The 22,698-nt window shown below is 54.0% G+C and carries 18 protein-coding genes and 1 rRNA gene; 11 read left to right on the forward strand and 8 right to left on the reverse strand.

Annotated elements, in window-relative coordinates:
* The first annotated feature begins 3 nt into the window (after window positions 1-3).
* Genes G7090_RS23280 through G7090_RS23290 form a run of 3 tightly spaced genes read left to right on the forward strand, consistent with a single transcriptional unit; the run spans window position 4 to window position 4,921 of the window.
* On the forward strand, window positions 4-2,028 hold the full coding sequence (locus G7090_RS23280; RefSeq protein WP_166184949.1) for an alpha-glucosidase: 2,025 nt from the start codon (window positions 4-6) through the stop codon (window positions 2,026-2,028).
* Window positions 2,029-2,073: 45 nt separating this feature from the next.
* Entirely contained in the window at window positions 2,074-3,456 is a 1,383-nt protein-coding gene (locus tag G7090_RS23285) for an MFS transporter (RefSeq protein ID WP_166184952.1), read from the forward strand.
* Between the two features lie 43 nt (window positions 3,457-3,499).
* Window positions 3,500-4,921, forward strand: a complete 1,422-nt coding sequence (locus G7090_RS23290; protein ID WP_166184956.1) for an MFS transporter — start codon at window positions 3,500-3,502, stop codon at window positions 4,919-4,921.
* A gap of 85 nt (window positions 4,922-5,006) precedes the next feature.
* Here G7090_RS23290 and typA read toward each other — a convergent pair whose 3' ends face one another.
* Window positions 5,007-6,830: a ribosome-dependent GTPase TypA gene (gene typA, locus G7090_RS23295; RefSeq protein WP_106995737.1), complete on the reverse strand. Its 1,824-nt coding sequence runs from the start codon at window positions 6,828-6,830 to the stop codon at window positions 5,007-5,009.
* 389 nt (window positions 6,831-7,219) lie between these two features.
* Between typA and glnA the strand changes: the two genes are divergently transcribed.
* The 4 genes from glnA to G7090_RS23315 all read left to right on the forward strand — a co-directional run bounded on the left by glnA (window position 7,220) and on the right by G7090_RS23315 (window position 11,511).
* Complete coding sequence (gene glnA, locus G7090_RS23300; RefSeq protein WP_166184960.1) at window positions 7,220-8,629, forward strand: glutamate--ammonia ligase; 1,410 nt, start codon at window positions 7,220-7,222, stop codon at window positions 8,627-8,629.
* Between the two features lie 187 nt (window positions 8,630-8,816).
* Window positions 8,817-9,866, forward strand: coding sequence for a nitrogen regulation protein NR(II) (gene glnL / locus G7090_RS23305; RefSeq protein ID WP_142487613.1), 1,050 nt, complete (start codon window positions 8,817-8,819; stop codon window positions 9,864-9,866).
* Between the two features lie 11 nt (window positions 9,867-9,877).
* Window positions 9,878-11,290: a nitrogen regulation protein NR(I) gene (glnG, locus tag G7090_RS23310; protein WP_039032185.1), complete on the forward strand. Its 1,413-nt coding sequence runs from the start codon at window positions 9,878-9,880 to the stop codon at window positions 11,288-11,290.
* A gap of 98 nt (window positions 11,291-11,388) precedes the next feature.
* Window positions 11,389-11,511, forward strand: a complete 123-nt coding sequence (locus tag G7090_RS23315) for a YshB family small membrane protein (protein WP_146145546.1) — start codon at window positions 11,389-11,391, stop codon at window positions 11,509-11,511.
* Between the two features lie 54 nt (window positions 11,512-11,565).
* Here the strand turns inward: G7090_RS23315 and hemN are convergent, their stop codons facing one another.
* Together hemN and yihI are read right to left on the reverse strand one after the other, a co-directional pair.
* Window positions 11,566-12,939 (reverse strand): oxygen-independent coproporphyrinogen III oxidase, encoded by a 1,374-nt coding sequence (gene hemN, locus G7090_RS23320; protein WP_166184963.1) that lies wholly within the window; start codon window positions 12,937-12,939, stop codon window positions 11,566-11,568.
* A 188-nt stretch (window positions 12,940-13,127) separates the two neighbouring features.
* Window positions 13,128-13,646 (reverse strand): Der GTPase-activating protein YihI, encoded by a 519-nt coding sequence (gene yihI, locus G7090_RS23325; protein ID WP_166184966.1) that lies wholly within the window; start codon window positions 13,644-13,646, stop codon window positions 13,128-13,130.
* A gap of 580 nt (window positions 13,647-14,226) precedes the next feature.
* Here yihI and yihA point away from each other — a divergent pair.
* Window positions 14,227-14,853 carry a ribosome biogenesis GTP-binding protein YihA/YsxC gene (gene yihA, locus G7090_RS23330; RefSeq protein ID WP_166184969.1) on the forward strand — a complete coding sequence of 209 codons (627 nt, stop codon included), beginning with the start codon at window positions 14,227-14,229 and terminating at the stop codon, window positions 14,851-14,853.
* A 313-nt stretch (window positions 14,854-15,166) separates the two neighbouring features.
* On the opposite strand, the gene polA is transcribed toward yihA, so the two are convergent.
* Window positions 15,167-17,959, reverse strand: coding sequence for a DNA polymerase I (gene polA / locus G7090_RS23335; protein WP_166184973.1), 2,793 nt, complete (start codon window positions 17,957-17,959; stop codon window positions 15,167-15,169).
* A gap of 436 nt (window positions 17,960-18,395) precedes the next feature.
* Between polA and G7090_RS23340 the strand changes: the two genes are divergently transcribed.
* Window positions 18,396-19,304: an acyltransferase gene (locus G7090_RS23340; protein WP_166184976.1), complete on the forward strand. Its 909-nt coding sequence runs from the start codon at window positions 18,396-18,398 to the stop codon at window positions 19,302-19,304.
* Between the two features lie 15 nt (window positions 19,305-19,319).
* Here G7090_RS23340 and dsbA read toward each other — a convergent pair whose 3' ends face one another.
* From dsbA to G7090_RS23355, 3 genes are all read right to left on the reverse strand, one after another.
* Window positions 19,320-19,943, reverse strand: a complete 624-nt coding sequence (gene dsbA, locus G7090_RS23345; RefSeq protein WP_106995728.1) for a thiol:disulfide interchange protein DsbA — start codon at window positions 19,941-19,943, stop codon at window positions 19,320-19,322.
* Window positions 19,944-19,970: 27 nt separating this feature from the next.
* The gene (locus tag G7090_RS23350; protein WP_166184979.1) at window positions 19,971-20,957 is read right to left on the reverse strand and encodes a serine/threonine protein kinase; all 987 of its coding nucleotides are present in this window, start codon (window positions 20,955-20,957) and stop codon (window positions 19,971-19,973) included.
* Between the two features lie 75 nt (window positions 20,958-21,032).
* A complete protein-coding gene (locus G7090_RS23355) occupies window positions 21,033-21,302 on the reverse strand; it encodes a YihD family protein (protein WP_106995726.1) in 270 nt (89 codons plus the stop codon).
* 68 nt (window positions 21,303-21,370) lie between these two features.
* On the opposite strand from G7090_RS23355, the gene mobA reads away from it, so the two are divergent.
* Window positions 21,371-21,955 carry a molybdenum cofactor guanylyltransferase MobA gene (gene mobA / locus G7090_RS23360; RefSeq protein WP_166184982.1) on the forward strand — a complete coding sequence of 195 codons (585 nt, stop codon included), beginning with the start codon at window positions 21,371-21,373 and terminating at the stop codon, window positions 21,953-21,955.
* Window positions 21,952-22,458 carry a molybdopterin-guanine dinucleotide biosynthesis protein MobB gene (mobB, locus tag G7090_RS23365; protein WP_166184985.1) on the forward strand — a complete coding sequence of 169 codons (507 nt, stop codon included), beginning with the start codon at window positions 21,952-21,954 and terminating at the stop codon, window positions 22,456-22,458. The genes mobA and mobB overlap by 4 nt, the downstream gene beginning before the upstream one ends.
* Window positions 22,459-22,545: 87 nt before the next feature.
* Here mobB and rrf read toward each other — a convergent pair.
* Window positions 22,546-22,661: ribosomal RNA gene (gene rrf, locus G7090_RS23370) — 5S ribosomal RNA — on the reverse strand.
* Window positions 22,662-22,698: the final 37 nt, after the last annotated feature.

Consider the following 22,698-nt stretch of genomic DNA (forward strand, 5'->3'; position numbering starts at 1 on the left):
TTTATGCGTACCCTACACAATATTGACCTGAAAAATAACGAAAGTGGTTTCACCCTGCGCTGGCAGGACCGCCTGATTTTGTCCCACTCCGCCGGAGCCCCTTGCCTGTGGATCGGCGCCGGTGAGGCCGATATTGAGATGTTCCGCGGCAATTTCAGCATTAAAGACAAGCTTAACGAAAAGATTGCCCTGACGGACGCCACCGTCACGCAGCAAACCTCGGGCTGGGCAATCCGCTTTACCCGCGGCGATGCGGTAAGCGCCACGCTGCTGGTGGGCGTGGATACGGAAGGCCGTCTGGAGCTGAAGCTTAAAAATGATGCCACCAGCCATAACCGTATCTGGCTGCGGCTGGCGGCTCAGCCTGAAGATCATATCTACGGCTGCGGGGAGCAGTTCTCGTACTTCGATCTGCGCGGCAAGCCGTTCCCGCTGTGGACCAGCGAGCAGGGCGTGGGCCGTAACAAGCAGACCCTGGTGACCTGGCAGGCGGACTGCAAAGAGAACGCGGGCGGCGATTACTACTGGACCTTCTTCCCGCAGCCGACCTTCGTCAGCACCCAGAAGTACTACTGCCACGTCGATAACAGCTGCTACATGAATTTCGACTTCAGTGCGCCGAACTTCCACGAGCTGGCGTTCTGGGAAGATAACGCCACGCTGCGCTTCGACTGTGCCGAAACCTATGTCGATCTGCTGGAAAAACTCACCGGCTTGCTGGGCCGTCAGCCCGAGCTGCCGGACTGGGTATACGATGGCGTGACGCTGGGCATTCAGGGCGGCACCGACGTGTGCCAGCAAAAGCTCGATGTCATGCGCAACGGCGGCGTGAAGGTGAACGGCATTTGGGCGCAGGACTGGTCCGGGATCCGTATGACCTCATTCGGCAAACGGGTGATGTGGAACTGGAAGTGGAACAGCGAGCTTTATCCACAGCTTAATGAGCGAATTGCGCAGTGGAAACAGGAAGGGGTGCAGTTCCTCTCCTATATCAACCCCTATGTCGCCAGCGATCGTGATTTGTGCGAAGCGGCCTCGTCGCGCGGCTATCTGACCAAAAACGCCGACGGCCAGGACTACCACGTCGAGTTCGGCGAGTTCTACGCGGGCGTGATCGACCTGACCAACCCGGAAGCTTACGACTGGTACAAAGAGGTTATTAAAAAGAACCTGATCGAGCTGGGCTGCAGCGGCTGGATGGCCGATTTCGGTGAGTATCTGCCGACAGACACCTTCCTGCATAACGGCGTCAGCGCGGAGATCATGCATAACGCCTGGCCTGCGCTGTGGGCAAAATGTAACTACGAGGCGCTGGAAGAGACCGGCAAGCTTGGGGAGATCCTGTTCTTTATGCGTGCGGGTTACACCGGCAGCCAGAAGCACTCGGTGATGATGTGGGCGGGCGATCAAAACGTCGACTGGAGTCTGGACGACGGCCTGGCATCGGTGGTTCCGGCGGCGCTCTCGCTGGCGATGACCGGGCATGGCCTGCACCACAGCGACATCGGCGGGTACACCACCCTGTTCGAGATGAAACGCAGCAAAGAGCTGCTGCTGCGCTGGTGCGACTTTAGCGCCTTCACCCCGATGATGCGTACCCATGAAGGCAACCGTCCGGGTGATAACTGGCAGTTTGATGGTGATGCCGACACGATCGCTCACTTCGCGCGGATGACCACCGTCTTCACCACCCTGAAACCCTATATCAAAGATGCCGTCGCGCAGAACGCGAAAAGCGGCCTGCCGGTGATGCGCCCGCTGTTCCTGCACTACGAGGATGACGCCCGGACTTACTCGCTGAAATATCAGTATCTGTTTGGCCGCGATCTGCTGGTGGCGCCCGTGCACGAAGAGGGTCGTCATGACTGGACGCTTTATTTGCCAGAGGACAGCTGGGTAAATGCGTGGACGGGAGAAACCTGTCAGGGCGGTGATATCACCGTCACCGCCCCTATCGGCAAGCCACCGGTGTTTTATCGTCAGCAAAGTGAATGGGCAGACCTGTTTGGCACCTTACGTCATATCTGATAAGGCTCGCCCGCAGGGAGACCTGCGGGCAGACGGAGAACAATAATGAGTCAACACGCATCCGATCCGGCAACCCTACGCCTGCCGTTTAAAGAAAAACTCGCCTACGGGATGGGCGATCTCGGCTCTAACATCCTGCTGGACATCGGCACGCTGTATCTGCTGAAGTTCTACACCGACGTGCTGGGGCTGCCCGGCACCTACGGTGGGATCATCTTCCTGATTGCCAAGTTCTTCACCGCCTTTACCGATATGGGTACCGGGATCATGCTCGACTCCCGGCGCAAGATCGGCCCCAAAGGGAAATTCCGCCCGTTCGTACTGTACGCGGCGTTCCCGGTTACCTTGCTGGCGATTGCGAATTTCGTCGGTACACCGTTTGAGATGACCGGAAAAACGGTGATGGCGACGGTGCTGTTCATGCTGTATGGCCTGTTCTTCAGCATGATGAACTGCTCTTACGGCGCGATGGTGCCCGCCATCACTAAAAACCCGGATGAACGCGCTTCGCTGGCGGCCTGGCGTCAGGGTGGTGCCACGCTGGGCCTGCTGCTGTGTACCGTGGGCTTTGTACCGGTGATGAACCTGATTGAGGGTAATGACCAGCTGGGCTATATCTTTGCCGCCACCCTCTTCTCGCTGTTCGGACTGTTCTTTATGTGGTGGTGCTACAGAGGCGTGACCGAGCGTTACGTTGAGGTGCAGCCCGCCAGTGCGACGCATAAGCCCGGGCTGCTGCAGTCGTTTCGCGCCATTGCCGGTAACCGCCCGCTGTTTATCCTCTGCATCGCCAACCTGTGCACGTTGGGTGCGTTTAACGTCAAACTGGCCATACAGGTTTACTACACGCAGTACGTGCTCAACGATCCGATTCTGCTGTCATATATGGGCTTCTTCAGCATGGGCTGTATTTTTATCGGCGTCTTTATGATGCCCGGCGCGGTGCGGCGCTTCGGTAAGAAAAAGGTCTACATCAGCGGGCTGATGATTTGGGTGGCAGGCGATCTGCTCAACTACTTCTTCGGCGGCGGGTCGGTGAGCTTTGTAGCGTTCTCCTGCCTGGCGTTCTTTGGCTCCGCCTTTGTGAACAGCCTGAACTGGGCGCTGGTGTCCGATACCGTGGAGTACGGCGAGTGGCGCACCGGGGTGCGATCCGAAGGGACGGTCTATACCGGGTTTACTTTCTTTCGCAAGGTGTCGCAGGCACTGGCGGGCTTTTTCCCGGGGATCATGCTCACGCAAATCGGCTATGTGCCTAACGTGGTGCAATCCAATGGCACGGTTGAGGGGCTGCGGCAGCTGATCTTTATCTACCCGAGCCTGTTGGCGGTCATCACCATCGTGGCGATGGGCTGCTTCTACAACCTCAACGAGAAAATGTATGTGCGCATTGTGGAAGAGATTGAACTGCGCAAACGTACGGCATGAATGACTTGAGCGAGCGCCCTGCGGGGCGCTATGAGGATCGACCATGACACACAATACTGATCCGTTAACCCTGAAATTGAGCCTGCGCGAGAAGTGCGCCTACGGGATGGGCGATTTTGGCTCTAATTTGATGCTCTGTATCGGCACGCTGTATCTGCTGAAATTTTACACTGACGAGCTGGGCATGCCGGCGTTTTACGGCGGCATTATCTTCCTGGTGGCGAAGTTCTTCACCGCCTTTACCGACATGCTGACCGGCGTGCTGCTGGACTCCCGGCGCAGCATCGGTTCCAGAGGGAAATTCAGGCCGTTTATTCTCTATGCCTCCGTTCCGGTAGCCCTGGTCGCCACGGCCCAGTTTATGGCCAACGATTTTAGCCTGACGGTGAAAACGGCCATTGCTACCGTGCTGTTTATGATGTTCGGCCTCTGCTACAGCCTGATGAACTGCTCTTACGGGGCGATGGTACCGGCGATCACCAAGAATCCGAACGAGCGCGCGCAGCTTGCGGCCTGGCGTCAGGGCGGCGCCACGGTGGGGCTGTTGCTCTGCACCGTCGGCTTTATGCCCATTCAGGCATTGTTCGTGAATCAACCCTCCCTCGGCTATCTGGTAGCCGCGCTGATATTTGTTACCGGCGGCCTGTTTTGCATGTGGTGGTGCTACAGCGGTGTGAAAGAGCGCTATGTCGAGATCACGCCCGATCATCATAAGCCTGGGATCCTGAAATCCTTTTGTGCCATCTTCCGCAATCCGCCCCTGCTGGTGTTGTGCATCGCCAATCTCTGTACCCTCGCGGCCTTTAACATCAAGCTGGCCATTCAGGTCTACTACACCCAGTACGTGCTGAACGATCTGCATTTGCTGTCGTGGATGGGTTTTTTCAGTATGGGCTGTATCCTGGTGGGCGTGTTTCTGGTGCCTGGCGCGGTTAAGCGTTTCGGCAAGAAGCCGGTCTATCTCAGCGGGCTGGCCCTGTGGGCCGTGGGGGATGTGATGAACTTCTTCTGGGGCACCAGCTCCCTGCTGTTCGTGCTCTTTTCCTGCATGGCCTTTTTCGGTACCGCGTTTGTGAACAGCCTCAACTGGGCACTGGTGCCCGATACCGTCGATTACGGCGAGTGGAAAACCGGTATTCGCGCCGAAGGGTCGGTTTATACTGGCTACACCTTCTCCCGTAAAATCTCCGCTGCCCTCGCCGGATTCCTGCCGGGGATAATGCTTACGCAAATCGGCTATGTGCCCCATATCGAACAAAGCGCAACAACACTGCTGGGTCTGCGGCAACTCATTTTCCTCTGGCCCTGCGCACTGGCAATAATCGCGGCCATCGTTATGGGTCTGTTTTATAAACTTAATGAAGCCAGATTCGCGTTTATTATCGCGGAGTTGGGCAAGCGTACTGCGTACCGCGCGCCCGAAGAAGCGCATAAGGAGAAGGTATCGTCCGTTGTCTTACCGTAATTTTGCCAATAAAAAAGCCGCTGATCGCTCAGCGGCTTTTTGCTTTCCGGGTGGCGATAACGCTCACCCGGCATACGCAACCGTATTAGTCGCGAGGACCACGGCCCGCACGTTTACGGTCGTTCTCGGTCAGGTGACGTTTACGGATACGGACGGAGGTAGGAGTAACTTCTACCAGTTCGTCGTCATCGATAAATTCCAGAGCCTGTTCGAGGGACATTTTCTGTGCCGGAACCAGCGTGGTTGCTTCGTCAGTACCGGAAGCACGCATGTTGGTCAGTTTTTTACCGGTCAGGCAGTTTACAGTCAGGTCGTTAGAACGACTGTGAATACCGATGATCTGGCCTTCGTAAACTTCTGCACCGTGACCCAGGAACAGCTTACCGCGATCCTGCAGGCTGAACAGGGCGAATGCCACCGCTTTACCCTGGCCGTTAGAGATCAGCACGCCGTTCTGGCGCTGGCCGATTTCACCTGGCTTAACGTCATCATAGTGGCTGAAGGTGGAGTACAGCAGACCAGTACCGGAAGTCATGGTCATGAACTCGGTACGGAAGCCGATCAGGCCACGTGCCGGGATCAGGTAATCCAGACGAATACGGCCTTTGCCGTCAGGGATCATGTCTTTGACATCGCCCTTACGCTCGCCCATTGCCTGCATCACAGAACCCTGGTGCTGTTCTTCGATATCCAGCGTCACGTTCTCGAACGGCTCTTGCATACGGCCATCGATCATACGGTTGATAACTTTCGGACGGGACACAGCCAGTTCGAAGCCTTCACGACGCATGTTTTCGATCAGTACAGACAAGTGCAGCTCGCCACGACCGGATACACGGAACGCGTCCGCATCTTCGGTTTCTTCAACACGCAGTGCCACGTTGTGCACCAGCTCTTTGTTCAGGCGGTCAAGGATCTGACGAGAGGTAACGTATTTACCTTCTTTGCCACAGAACGGAGAGGTGTTGACGTTGAAGAACATGGTTACAGTTGGTTCATCAACGGACAGCGCTGGCAGCGCTTCGACGTTTTGCGGATCGCAAAGGGTGTCGGAGATGTTCAGTTCGCCCAGACCGGTGATAGCAATGATATCGCCCGCTTCGGCTTCGGTGGATTCAATACGCTCCAGACCGAGGTGAGTCAGTACTTTACCGACTTTACCGTTACGTGTTTTACCTTCGCTGTCGATAACAGTGATCTGCTGGTTAGGCTTCACTTTACCGCGTTTGATGCGACCAATACCGATTACGCCAACGTAGTTGTTGTAATCCAGCTGGGAGATCTGCATCTGGAACGGACCATCAAGGTCAACGGTTGGTGCTTTAACGTGGTCAACAATCGCCTGATACAGCGGGGTCATGTCTTCCGCCATATCAGTGTGATCGTTACCCGCGATACCCATCAATGCAGATGCATAGATGATTGGGAAATCGAGCTGCTCGTCGCTTGCGTCCAGGTTAACGAACAGGTCGAAGACCTGATCCACAACCCAGTCAGGACGCGCGCCAGGACGGTCAACTTTGTTGATAACCACGATTGGCTTCAAACCATGGGCAAACGCCTTTTTGGTTACGAAGCGCGTCTGCGGCATTGGGCCATCCATTGCGTCAACGACCAGCAGAACGGAGTCTACCATGGACATTACACGTTCAACTTCACCACCGAAGTCGGCGTGCCCAGGGGTATCAACGATGTTGATACGGTAGTCATTCCATTTGATAGCGGTGTTTTTAGCGAGGATGGTAATCCCACGCTCTTTCTCCAAATCGTTGGAGTCCATCACGCGTTCGGTGGCTTCAGCACGCTCATTACTGAAGGTACCGGATTGCTGCAGCAGCTTATCAACCAGGGTAGTTTTACCATGGTCAACGTGCGCGATGATGGCGATATTACGCAGATTTTCGATCACAACTTTGCCTCAGGCATTTAGAAATAGCGCGTTATTGTACACGGATTAATCGCACTACAAAACAGGATCACAAACATCCCCCGCAAACAAGTATCGCAGAGATGCTTTGTGATCGCTTTCACGGAGCGGTAAAAGGGCACTTTAACGTAAATTGCACCAATATGGTGCTCAATGTTCACATTGAAGCACTATACTGGTGCAACAAAACCATCATGGTGCAGCCCTTTTGCACTATGGTGCGCATGATAGCGCCTTTTTGGGGTGTTTTAAAAGTTGGCACAGATTTCGCTTTATAAAAAATACGGCAACTAAGGGCAACATCGCCTGCCTTACACAGAATTTGAAGACTTCGTTACCACGACGACAATGACCAATCTGGAGAGTTAAGTATGTCCGCTGAACACGTTTTGACGATGCTGAACGAACATGAAGTGAAGTTTGTTGATCTGCGCTTCACCGATACCAAAGGTAAAGAACAGCACGTCACAATTCCTGCTCATCAGGTAAATGCCGAATTCTTCGAAGAAGGCAAAATGTTTGACGGCTCCTCGATTGGCGGCTGGAAAGGTATTAACGAATCTGACATGGTTCTGATGCCTGACGCATCCACTGCGCTCATTGACCCGTTCTTCGAAGAATCTACCCTGATCATCCGTTGCGATATCCTCGAGCCAGGCACCCTGCAGGGCTACGACCGCGACCCACGCTCTATCGCTAAACGCGCTGAAGAGTACCTGCGCTCCACCGGCATCGCAGACACCGTTCTGTTCGGGCCAGAGCCAGAGTTCTTCCTGTTCGACGACATCCGTTTTGGTGCGACCACGTCCGGTTCTCACGTTGCTATCGATGATATCGAAGGCGCATGGAACTCCTCCACCAAATACGAAGGCGGCAACAAAGGTCACCGTCCTGCGGTTAAAGGCGGTTACTTCCCGGTTCCACCGGTCGACTCTTCACAGGACATCCGTTCTACCATGTGTCTGATCATGGAAGAGATGGGCCTGGTTGTTGAAGCGCACCACCATGAAGTTGCAACTGCTGGCCAGAACGAAATCGCCACCCGTTTCAACACCATGACCAAGAAAGCGGACGAAATTCAGATCTACAAATACGTTGTGCACAACGTTGCGCACCGTTTCGGTAAAACCGCGACCTTCATGCCAAAACCAATGTTTGGTGACAACGGTTCCGGTATGCACTGCCACATGTCCCTGTCCAAGAACGGTATTAACCTGTTCGCTGGCGACAAATATGCCGGTCTGTCCGAGCAGGCGCTGCACTACATCGGTGGTGTTATCAAACACGCTAAAGCGATCAACGCCCTGGCGAACCCAACCACTAACTCCTACAAGCGTCTGGTCCCAGGCTACGAAGCGCCGGTAATGCTGGCCTACTCTGCCCGTAACCGTTCTGCTTCTATCCGTATTCCAGTGGTTTCATCGCCAAAAGCGCGTCGTATCGAAGTGCGCTTCCCGGATCCAGCGGCTAACCCATACCTGTGCTTCGCAGCACTGCTGATGGCGGGCCTGGACGGTATCAAGAACAAGATCCACCCGGGCGAAGCGATGGACAAAAACCTGTACGATCTGCCGCCAGAAGAAGCGAAAGAGATCCCACAGGTTGCAGGCTCTCTGGAAGAAGCCCTGCAGGAACTGGACGCAGACCGCGAGTTCCTGACGGCTGGCGGCGTGTTCACCGACGAAGCGATCGATGCTTACATCGCGCTGCGTATGGAAGAGAACGACCGCGTTCGCATGACGCCACACCCGGTTGAGTTCGAACTGTACTACAGCGTTTAATCTTCAATCCCTGTCGCGCGGCCTTTTCCGCGCGAGATTGATAGCCGTTTTTTTGTTGCCGTGGAAACTTTTCAGCCCATCTTCGGATGGGCTTTTTTCTCCACCAACAAGCTGATCTCACGCGCTTTTTACCGCAAAAACACTATACTGCACTAAAATAGTGCAACCAACTCCAGGAGACTGCTGAATGGCAACTGGCACGCTGCCCGATGCTGGGCAGATCCTCAATTCTCTTATCAACAGCATTTTACTGGTCGACGACGATCTGGCGGTGCATTACGCCAATCCCGCGGCCCAGCAGCTGCTTGCCCAGAGTTCACGCAAGCTTTTTGGCGCACCGCTGCCCGAGCTGTTGAGTTATTTTTCCCTGAATATTGGCCTGATGCAGGAGAGTCTGCAGGCGGGGCAAGGCTTTACCGATAACGAAGTCACGCTGGTGATCGACGGGCGCTCGCATATTCTCTCCCTGACTGCGCAACGGCTGCCGGAAGGCCTGATCCTGCTGGAGATGGCCCCGATGGATAATCAGCGTCGCCTGAGCCAGGAGCAGCTTCAGCATGCCCAGCAGATTGCAGCCCGCGATCTGGTGCGCGGCCTCGCCCATGAGATAAAAAATCCGCTCGGTGGCCTGCGCGGTGCGGCACAGCTATTAACCAAAGCCCTGCCCGATCCGGCGCTGGCGGAATACACCAACGTCATCATTGAGCAGGCCGATCGTCTGCGTAATCTGGTGGATCGCCTGTTAGGTCCGCAACAGCCCGGGATGCACGTCACCGAGAGCATTCATAAAGTCGCCGAGCGTGTCGTCAAACTGGTGTCGATGGAGCTGCCGGACAACGTCAGGCTGATTCGGGATTACGATCCCAGCCTGCCGGAACTGCCGCACGATCCCGACCAGATTGAGCAGGTATTACTGAATATCGTGCGTAATGCCTTGCAGGCGTTAGGGGCGGATGGCGGAGAAATTATCCTGCGTACCCGCACCGCGTTTCAGCTCACGTTGCACGGTACGCGCTACCGTCTGGCGGCCCGTATCGACGTGGAAGATAACGGCCCGGGCATCCCTTCCCATTTACAGGACACGCTGTTTTACCCGATGGTCAGCGGCCGTGAAGGCGGGACCGGGCTTGGCTTATCGATTGCCCGTAATTTGATAGATCAGCACTCCGGCAAAATTGAATTTACCAGTTGGCCGGGTCATACCGAGTTTTCGGTTTACCTGCCAATCAGGAAATAGAGGGTTAGGTTATGCAACGAGGGATAGTCTGGGTAGTTGATGACGATAGCTCCATTCGCTGGGTGCTTGAACGGGCGCTTACCGGAGCAGGATTGAGCTGCACCGCTTTTGAAAGTGGAGCCGAGGTGCTTGACGCCCTCACCACCAAAACCCCGGACGTGCTGCTGTCCGATATCCGTATGCCGGGGATGGACGGTCTGGCGCTGTTAAAACAGATCAAACAACGCCACCCTATGCTGCCGGTCATCATAATGACCGCACACTCCGATCTGGATGCGGCCGTTAGCGCCTACCAGCAGGGGGCATTCGATTACCTGCCAAAACCGTTCGATATTGACGAGGCGGTGGCACTGGTTGAGCGCGCCATCAGCCACTATCAGGAACAGCAGCAGCCGCGTAACGCCCCGGTATTCGGCCCTACCACCGATATCATTGGCGAAGCGCCGGCGATGCAGGATGTGTTTCGCATCATCGGTCGCCTGTCACGCTCGTCCATCAGCGTGCTGATTAACGGCGAGTCAGGTACCGGGAAAGAGCTGGTCGCGCATGCCCTGCATCGCCACAGCCCGCGCGCCAAAGCCCCGTTCATCGCCCTGAATATGGCGGCGATCCCCAAGGATTTGATCGAGTCCGAGCTGTTTGGTCACGAAAAAGGGGCCTTTACCGGCGCCAACACCATTCGTCAGGGCCGCTTTGAGCAGGCCGACGGCGGGACGCTGTTTCTGGATGAGATCGGGGATATGCCCCTCGATGTCCAGACGCGACTGCTGCGCGTGCTGGCGGACGGTCAGTTTTACCGCGTGGGCGGCTATGCGCCGGTCAAAGTCGATGTGCGCATTATTGCCGCCACCCACCAGAACCTTGAGCTGCGCGTCCAGGAGGGGAAATTCCGTGAGGACCTGTTCCACCGCCTGAACGTCATTCGCGTTCACCTGCCGCCGCTGCGCGAGCGCCGGGAAGATATCCCGCGCCTGGCACGGCATTTCCTGCAGGATGCTGCCCGTGAACTGGGGGTGGAAGCCAAACTCCTGCATCCGGAGACCGAAGCCGCCTTAACGCGTCTCGCCTGGCCGGGCAACGTGCGTCAGCTGGAAAACACCTGCCGCTGGTTGACGGTAATGGCCGCCGGTCAGGAAGTATTAATTCAGGATCTGCCGCCCGAGCTTTTCGAAACCCATGTTCCGGAAAGCAGCACCGGGCAGAGCCTGCCCGACAGCTGGGCCACGCTGCTGGCACAGTGGGCCGATCGCGCCCTGCGTTCCGGTCATCAAAATCTGCTCTCCGAAGCACAGCCCGAGATGGAACGTACGCTGCTCACCACCGCGCTGCGCCATACTCAGGGCCACAAGCAAGAGGCGGCACGCCTGCTCGGCTGGGGTCGTAATACCCTGACGCGGAAGTTAAAAGAGTTGGGAATGGAGTGATTTTACCCGCAGTGTAAAGTGCACAAAGTGGTGTTATTTTGCGCTTTACTGTTCCGATGAGTTAAGTATGATCTTGCCCGGGAAAACGGGGGAGCATCATGCTGGAATCTATCGTAACTATGTTGTCTGGCGGCGTCGAAGCCAGCGCAGCAGCGGGACATACACCACAAGCGGCCATTGCAGCCGTGCTGTGTGCAGCGCTGGTGGGGTTGTTTAGCTAGAGGGTTTGCCGGGTGGCGGCTTCGCCTTACCCGGCCTACTCGATTCGGTACGCCTTAAATCACGCGTGAGAACTGCTGTAAGCGCGCTTTCTGACGCAGGTAGGCGTCAAAGCACATGCAGATATTACGAATCAACAGGCGCCCTTTTGGCGTGACCTCAATCGCCCTCTCCGTAACATCCACCAGCCCATCCTTCGCCAGTGGCGCCAGCAGCTTCAGGTCTTCCACAAAGTAATCGCTAAACTGCAGATCCCACTGCGCTTCGATGTCGCTGAAATCGAGGCGGAAGTTACAGATTAGCGCTTTAATCACATCCCGGCGGATACAGTCGTCGCGGGTTAAGGCGATGCCGCGCCACAGGGCGCTGCCGGTGTCATCCACCTGCTGATAATAGTGCTTCAGCTCTTTCTGGTTCTGCGCATAACAGTCGCCAATCATGCTGATGGCTGAAACGCCCATCCCCAGCAGATCCGTATCGCCCTGGGTGGTGTAACCCTGGAAATTACGATGCAGAACCCCCTCACGCTGGGCAATGGCCAGCTCGTCATCCGGGCGGGCAAAGTGATCCATGCCGATAAACTGGTAGCCGGTCTCGGTCAGTGAGGTGATGGTTTCCTGCAGGATATCCAGCTTTTGCTGGGCGGAAGGCAGGTCGGCATCCTTGATTTTACGTTGGGCCGCAAACAGCGTCGGCAGGTGGGCATAGTTGAAGACGCTCAGGCGATCCGGGTTAAGCTCCGCCACGCGCTTCAGCGTAAAGGCAAAGCTTTCTGGCGTCTGCTTCGGCAGGCCATAAATCAGGTCGATATTGGTGGAGGTAAAACCTATCTCCCGCGCGTGATTTAACAGGGCGAAGATAAACTCTTCATCCTGCTCGCGGTTGACCAGACGCTGGACCTCTTTGTTGAAGTCCTGCACGCCCATACTCAGACGGTTAAAACCTTCACCACGCAGGTGATCGAGCACATCCAGCTCGATTTCGCGCGGATCCACTTCGATGGAGATTTCCGCATCCGCATCGAAACGGAAGTTATCCCGCAGCAGGTTCATCAGGCGGCTAATTTGTGCTTTATTCAGGTAGGTCGGCGTACCACCGCCCCAGTGGAGCTGGCTGACGTGGCGACCGGCAAACTGCGGCGCGCGATGCAGGATCTCCTGCTCAAGCGCATCCAGATACTGATCCGCTTTGTGCTGCTGGCGGGTGACAATTTTATTGCAGCCGCAGAAGTAGCAGAGCTTGTGGCAGAACGGGATATGAACATACAGAGAGAGCGGGCGGTCAGGGTAACGCGCGACCGCCTGCTGAAATTGGCTATCACCGAAGGCGTCGGAAAACTCCAGCGCGGTTGGATAAGAGGTATAACGCGGCCCGGAATAGTTATATTTTTGGATCAGGGCCAGATCCCAGTCGATGGTTGGTACAGACATGTTCACTCCTTCCGTTGGTGTCGCGTTCGTATACGGCGGCCCGTTCTGGCCCCTGTGCGGGCCATGAATCGGGTGCGCAGCCACTTCTGTCGCCGCGACAACCGCCGTAGTTTAACGAATAACCACACCAGATAACATATAACCGGAAGGGTTATAAGCAGGACGATAAAGCCTGCCGGGTGCAAATGTTAGTTTCCACCTTTCAGCAGGCGCATCATGTCATCCTGCTTCTCTTCTTCTTCCTCTTCCTCTTCTTCGTCGTCGTAAGAGAGGCCGAGCTTCTGCATCAGTTCATCAATGCGATCCAGTTTGGCATCAACCCAGGACTGCTCTTCAGCATTCAGGGTTTCACCCTCTTCAAGACGTTCCAGCAGCGCGTCCAGGCGCTCATCATTTTCCAGCAAATCCAGCTCAGCCTGCGGTGAAAGCATAGGTTTCTCGCTCTTGGGTTTGTGCTGCCTGGTGACCGGGGCATCGGTCACGCCTAATGGAACAGGTGTTTTACTGCCGATACGCGGGTCTTTCTGCTGCTTGTTTTTCGCAGACGCGCCCGATTCACCGCTGCCGCTCGCGCGACTGCCCGCGGCATGACCACGATGCTTTTTATCGCGTTTGCGATCGCGCGCTTCCTGATTCAGTTCTTCGCGCGTTTTGCGGCGTGCTTTTGCTGGACGTTTAGCGCCTGCAGCGGAGGTCGGTTTTTTCATGTTGTTTTGTCTTTAACTCGTTTTCTTCAGTATAGAATTGCGGCGAAATCTAGCAGAAAGCAAGCAAAGAAAAAAGGCGACAGAGCAATCTGTCGCCTTTTTTCCTGACTCACAACCCGTTAAGGGTCTGACAATCCCTGTTTGCTGACAACTAACCCTGTTTTTCCGTTAGCAGGTACCGTCCGTGATATGTCCTTTTCCTTTTTCAACGCCTCCAGGCGTACGTCTTCCTGACTGTCCTTTGTCTTCGCCTCCTGGCGCTCCTGACCCTTATCCTTAAGTCCGCTTCCTGTCGGCATCCTCGCCGTTGAACGCTACTTTACGCTGCCAGGCTAAACCTACAACCCATCCACACGGCTTATGCGGGACTTTCAGATTAAGACTAAGCGTTAATAGGCTGATTTTAATGGTTTTGATTTTTTAACACCCTACGACTTTTCTTAAATCTCCCATAGTACAAAGGGCAGATCTCTTACAAAGCACAGGGTTTTTACTTACAGCGAGGTTGCCGATGGGAAAAGCCTTTTCTCTCTGTTCAGGTATAATCCCCCCAACGTTACGAATTTCTGGAGACAACCACGTGACCAACCTGAATTATCACCAGACGCATTTTGTACTTAGTGCGCCTGATATTCGCCATTTACCCGCTGATACGGGTCTTGAAGTGGCATTTGCTGGCCGGTCCAACGCGGGGAAATCCAGCGCTCTGAATACCCTGACCAATCAGAAAAGCCTGGCCCGTATCTCTAAAACGCCTGGCCGTACTCAGCTGATTAACCTGTTTGAAGTTGCGCCGGGCAAGCGCCTGGTTGACCTGCCGGGCTATGGCTACGCCGAAGTGCCGGAAGAGATGAAAATCAAATGGCAGCGCGCGCTGGGTGAATACCTGGAAAAACGCCTGTGCCTGAAAGGTCTGGTGGTACTGATGGATATTCGTCATCCGCTTAAAGATCTTGATCAGCAGATGATCCACTGGGCTGTTGAAAGCGGGATCCAGGTGCTGGTGCTACTGACCAAAGCCGATAAGCTCGCCAGCGGTGCGCGTAAAGCGCAGGTAAATATGGTGCGTGAAGCGGTGCTGGCGTTCAACGGTGACATCCAGGTGGAACCCTTCTCTTCACTGAAGAAACTCGGCGTGGATAAACTGCGTGAGAAGCTGGATCGCTGGTACAGCGAGCTGGAACCCGCGACAGAAGCGGAAGAGTGATGATAAGCGCGGCGATGTCCGCGCTTTTTTTTGCGCTGAATTTTTTCTTTGCCGCAATAAAAAACGCCCCAGTCATTACTGACTGGGGCGGCTAAAATATTCAGCCAAATCCGATTACGTGAAGTAAAAGGTCTGAAAGATAGAACATCTTACCTCTGTACCCTACGCGAATAACTCTACCCTTTTTTAGACTATAGACAAAGCACTTTTTGTAGTTTTTTTTCATTCTTTACATAGGGAATTCTAATGATCATCACAAAACGTTCATGGATATGTTGCTTACTTACAGAAACTGTTCATATCCCATAAAGAGTTAGTGAGCCTGATCCCAGTTTTCTCCGCTACCCACTTCCACCAGCAACGGCACATCCAGTTTCACGCTGTTTTCCATCAGTTCATGGATCTTTTTCGAGACCGCTTCCAGATCGTCTTTGTGCACTTCAAACACCAGTTCATCGTGTACCTGCATGATCATGCGAACCCGTGGCTGCTCTTTCTCCAGCCAGGCATCGACGGCGATCATTGCACGTTTAATGATATCCGCCGCTGTTCCCTGCATCGGGGCGTTGATTGCGGCACGCTCAGCGCCGGCACGGCGGGCTGCATTGCTGGATTTGATGTCCGGCAGATAGAGGCGACGTCCATCCAGCGTTTCGACATAGCCTTTTTCTTTCGCCTGCGCGCGAGTGCTCTCCATATACTGCAGCACGCCCGGATAGCGTTCGAAATAGAGATCCATGTACTTCTGCGACTCTTTACGCGGGATATTGAGCTGACGGGAGAGACCGAAGGCGCTCATGCCGTAGATCAGACCAAAGTTGATCGCTTTTGCACTACGACGTTGTTCCCCGGTCACGCTCTCCAGGGACATACCAAACACTTCGGCCGCCGTCGCCCGGTGGATATCCTGCCCTTCCGCAAAGGCGGTTAACAGGCCTTTATCCCGGGACAGGTGCGCCATAATTCGCAGCTCAATCTGGGAATAGTCAGCAGAGACAATAACGTAGTCCTGCGGCGCAATAAACGCCTGACGAATACGACGCCCCTCTTCATTACGTACCGGAATATTTTGCAGGTTAGGATCGGTTGAGGACAGTCGTCCGGTAGCCGCTACCGCCTGATGATAGGAAGTATGCACGCGACCTGTTTTCGGGTTGATCATCAGCGGCAGCTTATCGGTGTAGGTCGATTTCAGCTTGGCCAGCCCACGGTATTGCAGGATCACTTTTGGCAGCGGATAGTCCAGCGCCAGCTCCTCCAGCACCTCTTCAGAGGTGGAAGGCGCACCGCCCGGGGTTTTCTTCAGCGGCTTAATGCCCTGCTTTTCGAACAGGATCGTCTGCAACTGTTTGGTGGACGAGAGATTAAACGGCTCGCCGGCAATCTCATGCGCTTTTTGCTCGAGTTCGTTCAGGCGCAACGCAATCTCTTCCGAGTGCTTATGCAGCACTGCCGGATCGATCTTCACGCCGTTGCGTTCAATCCGGGACAGGACCGGTACCAGCGGCATCTCGATATTCTGGAACACATTCAGCGGCCCGGCGTCTTTTTGCAGCTTTGGCCACATCTTTAAATGCAGTTGCAGCGTGACGTCAGCATCTTCTGCCGCATAGTGTCCCGCCTCTTCCAGAGCGATCTGGTTAAACGTCAGCTGATTCTTACCCTTACCCGCAATCTGTTCAAAGGTGACGGTTTTATGCTTCAGCCAGCGATCGGAGAGTGAATCCATATCGTGACGACCGGCAACGCTATCGAGGATATAGGACTCCAGCATGGTATCGAACGCGATGCCCCGCAGTTCAATGCCGTAGTTCTGCAGGATGCCACGGTCGAACTTCAGGTTTTGCCCCACCTTGAGGGCTTTATCGTCTTCCAGGATCGGCTTGAGGAGCTCAAGCACGCGCTCGCGGGAAATCTGCTCAGGGGCGTCCAGATAGTCGTGAGCGACCGGCACATAGGCGGCAACGCCAGGTTCCGTAGCAAAGGAGAGGCCGACCATATTGGCGGAGACATTATCGAGACTGTCGGTTTCGGTATCAAAAGCGAATACCGGGGCCTGCTTTAATTTTTCAATCCAGACCTGCAGCTGCGCTTCGTCGAGGATGGTTTCGTAGTGTTCAGAAGAGAGGATGCTGGCTTCTTCTTCCGGCTCTTCTTCTGCATCAACTACCAGCGTCTCTTTTGGCTTGGTCGCCGATCTTGCCCCTTTCGCCTGCAGCCATTTCCCCGCTTCAAGATCGGTTATCCAGCGTTTGAATTCATACTGTTTAAACAGGCTCAACAGCTCTTCGGCAGCAGGTTGTTGCACTTCAAGCTGTTCGCAGGTCAGCTCCAGCTCCACGTCGGTTTTGATGGTCGCCAGCTGATAGGAGAGGTAGGCCACCTCTTTGTTTTGCTCAAGCTTGGCGGCCATAGTTTTGGCACCGCGGAAGGTTAACCCGGCAATTTTATCCTGCTCGCTATAGAGCGTATCCAGCCCACCCAGACCCTGCAGCAGCGCCTGGGCCGTCTTTTCGCCCACGCCGGGCACGCCCGGGATGTTATCGGAGGAATCACCCATCAGGGCAAGGAAGTCGATGATCAGTTCCGGCGGCACGCCATACTTGGTCACCACCTCTTCCGGGCCGAGGATGGTATTGGTCATGGTGTTAATCAGGGTGATACCCGGCGTAACCAGCTGCGCCATGTCTTTATCACCGGTACTGATCAATACCGGGCGGCCCAGTTTCTCCGCTTCCCGCGCCAGGGTACCGATCACATCGTCCGCTTCCACGCCAGAGACGGCCATTAAGGGCAGCCCCATCGCTTTTACCATTTTATGCAAAGGCTCAATCTGCGCACGCAGATCGTCCGGCATCGGCGGGCGATGGGATTTGTAGTGTTCAAACAGCTCATCCCGGAAAGTTTTGCCTTTCGCATCGAAGACTACAGCGGCATGGCTCGGCTGATACTGCAGGATCAAGCTACGCAGCATGTTCAGCACGCCGTACATGGCGCCAGTAGGCTCCCCCGCGCTGTTAGTCAGCGGAGGAAACGCATGATACGCCCGATAGAGGTAAGACGAACCGTCGACGAGAATAAGCGGATTTTCGGGGATTTGAACCATAATGTCCGTGCCTTTAAGTAATTTATGGATAAAGGATGCCACAGAAGGATGAAAACATCAGTTTTTCGCGGCCATTACAGCCAAAGATTTTGCGATCCTGAGGATCGCTCGCAAATTAAATCTGTGGATAAGTTTGTGAGTAGTTTCTGCGGCCTGGACTAAATGTGCTATCTGACGATCTTAACAATAATAATTATCTTTAATTATCAATATATTATTATTTGATCGCGATCTCATATTTCTGATTGATGACAATTTACTCCATGTGGATATAAGCCACGCCGGATCCACGCCACAGAATTTTTCGCCATCAGACAGGCAAATCAGAATTCCTGCCGGGTTAAAGCGTCTTCCTTCGGATGTTTTCTGGTAAAATCAGCGCCCGGTGTCTGTTTATCAGGCGCTAACTATAGCTAACCACCTGAAAACATTCATCATGTCTAAACTGCTGGCTGCGATAATACTCCTGTTAAGTATCGCATTAACGATTCTGGTCACCATCGCCTGTTCTGTGCCGATCATTATCGCAGGAATAATTAAACTGCTCTTACCGATCCCGGCCGTCTGGCGTGCAGTCTCTGCATTTTGTAACTTCATGATGTACTGCTGGTGTGAAGGCCTGGCGGTGCTCCTGCATCTCAATCCGCATCTGAAGTGGGATGTACAGGGTCTGGAAGGGCTGAACAAGAAAAGCTGGTATTTGCTTATCTGCAACCACCATAGCTGGGCCGATATTGTGGTGTTATGCGTGCTGTTCCGCAAACATATCCCTATGAACAAATACTTTCTTAAGCAGCAGCTCGCCTGGGTGCCTTTTATTGGTCTGGCCTGCTGGGCGCTGGATATGCCCTTCATGAAACGCTATTCACGTAGCTATCTGATTCGCCATCCTGAGCGCCGCGGCAAGGATGTCGAAACGACCCGCCGCTCGTGTGAAAAGTTTCGCGCGCACCCCACCACCATCGTTAATTTCGTCGAAGGTTCTCGTTTTACCGAAGAGAAGCAGCAGCAAACCCGCTCACCGTATGCCAACCTGCTGCCGCCAAAAGCAGCCGGCATCGCCATGGCGCTTAGCGTACTGGGACAACAGTTCGACAAATTACTGGACGTCACGCTCTGCTATCCCGAAAACGATAAGAGACCGTTTTACGATATGCTCAGCGGCAAGTTAACCCGGATCGTAGTACGTATTAATCTGGTGCCTGTGGCAGAGGAATTACACGGGGACTATGTCAGCGATAAGAACTTCAAGCGACGTTTCCAGCTCTGGCTGAATACGCTGTGGAGTGATAAAGACGCGCAGATAAGCGATATTAAAGCGGAATACAAAAACGCCGGTCATTGACCGGCGTTTTCTTTATTACTTCTTCTCAACCAGATATTTCACGGTATCAGCATATTGCTGGACGAAGATGTCCATGCTGCTGGTATCCATACCCTGCATATTCAGCTGATATTTGCCGTTAACAAACATCGCAGGCACGCCGCGCAGCTGCAGATCGGCAGCGGCTTTTTCCTGCTGGGCCACCAGGGATTTCACGACGAAGCTATTCCAGGCTGCGTCGTATTCTTCACCTTTAATACCGGCATCAACAAAGACCTTACGGATATCAGCCGTGGTTTGTACAGCCTGTGTTTTCTGAACCGCTTCAAACATCGGTGCAGTAATCTTATCTTCCACACCAAGCGCCATCGCAACAGCCCATGCCTGAGTCAGATCTTTGCCCAATGGGCCAAGAAACTCAACGTGATACTTGGTCATTTTGGTGCCTTCTGGCAGTTTCTTCTTCACGCTATCGGCAACATGCAGAACCTGCTCGAACTCATAGCAGTGCGGGCAATAGAATGAGAAGAACTCAAGAACCTGAGGTTCTCCGGCAACCGGTTTGTCGAGGGTAATATACTGCTTGCCATCGGTGAACTGTGCAGCCGATGCGCTAAAAGCCAGAATCATACCTGCCAGCGCCAGCCATATTTTTTTCATGATCAACTCTCTCCTGGGTGTGTTCGATTAATACATTGGCGTTAATTGCAAAGGGGGTTCCTGCAGAACCTTTACCTGTTCAATAAATGTGGATATCTGGTTACGCCAGTAATCTTCCCCGGTAAGCCACGGGAAGTTTCTGGGGAAAGCGGGGTCGTCCCAACGCCTGATTAACCATGCAAGATAATAAACAAAACGCATGGCACGTAAAGGTTCGATTAATGCAATTTCGTCTGAATCAAAGGAACTGAACTCTTCATAGGCTTCGATAATGGTCTCCAGCTGCATCCGCTGCTCGGCTTTATCGCCATTCAGCAGCATCCAGAGATCCTGAATGGCAGGTCCCATTCGTGCATCATCGAGATCGACAAATAACGGCCCATCACGCCAGAGAATATTTCCGGCATGGCAATCACCATGCAGGCGCAGCGTGGTTACGTTGTTATCCCAGCGCGGTATGATGGCATTAATTAAGCCATCTGTTGCCGCCAGGAATTGCGCCTTCAGCCCGGAAGGAATGAGCGTGGATGTTTCAAATACCTGACGCGGTTCAAGCAAGTATTCCTGAATACCGATCGCAGGGCGCGCGGTAAAGGCACTTTTCTGACCCGTCTGATGAATACGCCCTAAATAACGGGCAACCCACTCCATCTGATCGATATTATCAGCTTCAAATTGCCGGCCACCGAGACTGGGAAAGACAGCAAAATAGAACCCCTGATGCGACAGCAGCGTCCGATCGTTAAATTTAAGGGGAGCGGCGACGGGAACATCATCGGCCACCAGGTCGAGCGCGAACTGATGCTCTTCCTGAATTTGTTCAGCTGACCAGCGCTGCGGGCGATAAAATTTCACCACAAAGCGCCGGCGATCCTCGTCCTGAAACTGGTAGACGCGGTTCTCATAGCTGTTTAATGGAGTCAGGCCTGAGTCCACCCGGATGCCCTGTTCAAACAGCGCATCCATAATGGTATCCGGGTGTAAGGTCTGGAAAGTAAAAGCCTGGTCGGTCATCCGATCATCCGGAAATTATACGAATGATTGAGGATATCATTTAACGGCGTTTACGGTGGCGCCTCTTACAAGCTTTTACTCTTTAATTACGCCACGCGCGCGCAGCAGAGCGGTTTTGAAATCTTCTTCATAATCTTTCTGGATACCCGGGATCACCGCATCTTTACCGGAATCACGCATTTTCAGATGATAGATCAGAATGTCGTCAGAAAGGTCGGTCAGCTCACCGTCATAACCTGACTCCTGCGCCAGTTTCTGTAAGAATTGCATCAGGTTAAGTTCTGGCTCTTTCTGCCAGGCTGGCTGGAGGAGTTCAATAACTTCGTTCAGACGTTTACATTTCATGGTAATACTCCTTTCATTTAGAGTGACACGTTAGCAGGGTCAAACCCACAAGAAAAGAGGCGATATTGTTGAGCCAGATAAGCAGGATCACCGGTGTGATACTCGCCGGAGGCAAGGCGTCCCGTATGGGTGGAAAAGATAAGGGCTTGCAGGAGCTGAACGGCCTGCCGTTATGGCAGCACGTTGCGCGAACCCTGCATAAGCAGATCAGCACAATCGTAGTGAGTGCTAATCGCAATATTGCTACTTATCAGGAAAGCGGGTATCCCGTTTACGCGGATCTGCTGGCTAATTACCCCGGGCCGCTGGCAGGTATGCTTTCGGTCATGCAGCAGTGCGATGCAGAATGGTTCCTGTACTGTCCTTGCGATACACCCTTTATCCCGGATTGCCTGGCCGAGCGGCTGGTAAAAAACAGGGAATCGGCACCTGTAGTCTGGGCACATGATGGCGATCGCGATCATCCCACTATTGCGTTAATGCATCGCCAGCTGATACCGGTATTAGAGAACTATTTAGCCGCTGGCGAGCGTCGTGTGATGGTCTTTATGCGCCAGGCGGGTGGGCATTCCGTTGATTTTAGCGATATGAAGCAGGCATTTATTAATATGAATACCCTCGAAGAGATGCAAGCTGTTCAGAGGCACAAATGATACCGGTTTTAGCGATTGCCGCCTGGAGCGGTACGGGGAAAACGACGCTGTTAAAAGCAATTATCCCGGCACTCTGTGCCAGAGGTGTGCGCCCGGGGCTGATCAAACATACCCACCACAATATGGATATCGATACTCCGGGGAAGGACAGCTACGAGCTGCGCAAGGCAGGTGCGGCGCAAACCATCGTCGCCAGCAGTCAGCGTTGGGCTTTAATGACCGAAACGCCTGACAAAGAGCAGATCGATCTGACTTATCTCATCAGCCGGATGGATCATTCGACGCTGGATCTGGTGCTGGTAGAAGGTTTTAAGCATGAACCGGTGGCAAAGATCCTGCTGTTCAGAAGCGATACCGGGCATGATATCAATGAGTTAACACTTGATGAGCATGTCATCGCTGTGGCCAGTGATATTCCACTGTCGCTTCAGGTACCGGTATTAGATATTAATGATGCGGAGGGCGTGGTTGATTTTATCCTGCAATGGAAGCAAACGTTGTAGGCCGGGTAAGGCGCAGCCGCCACCCGGCGGTTTTCCCGACACAACGCAAAAAGCCCATCCGGTAGGATGGGCTTTCGCTTATTTGATGCCTGGCAGTTCCCTACTCTCGCATGGGGAGACCCCACACTACCATCGGCGCTACGGCGTTTCACTTCTGAGTTCGGCATGGGGTCAGGTGGGACCACCGCGCTACAGCCGCCAGGCAAATTCTGTTGTTCACCCCGCCCTCAGGCGTGATGA

Origin of the sequence: Leclercia sp. 29361, assembly GCF_011290365.1 — a bacterium.
Lineage (GTDB): Bacteria > Pseudomonadota > Gammaproteobacteria > Enterobacterales > Enterobacteriaceae > Enterobacter > Enterobacter tamurae.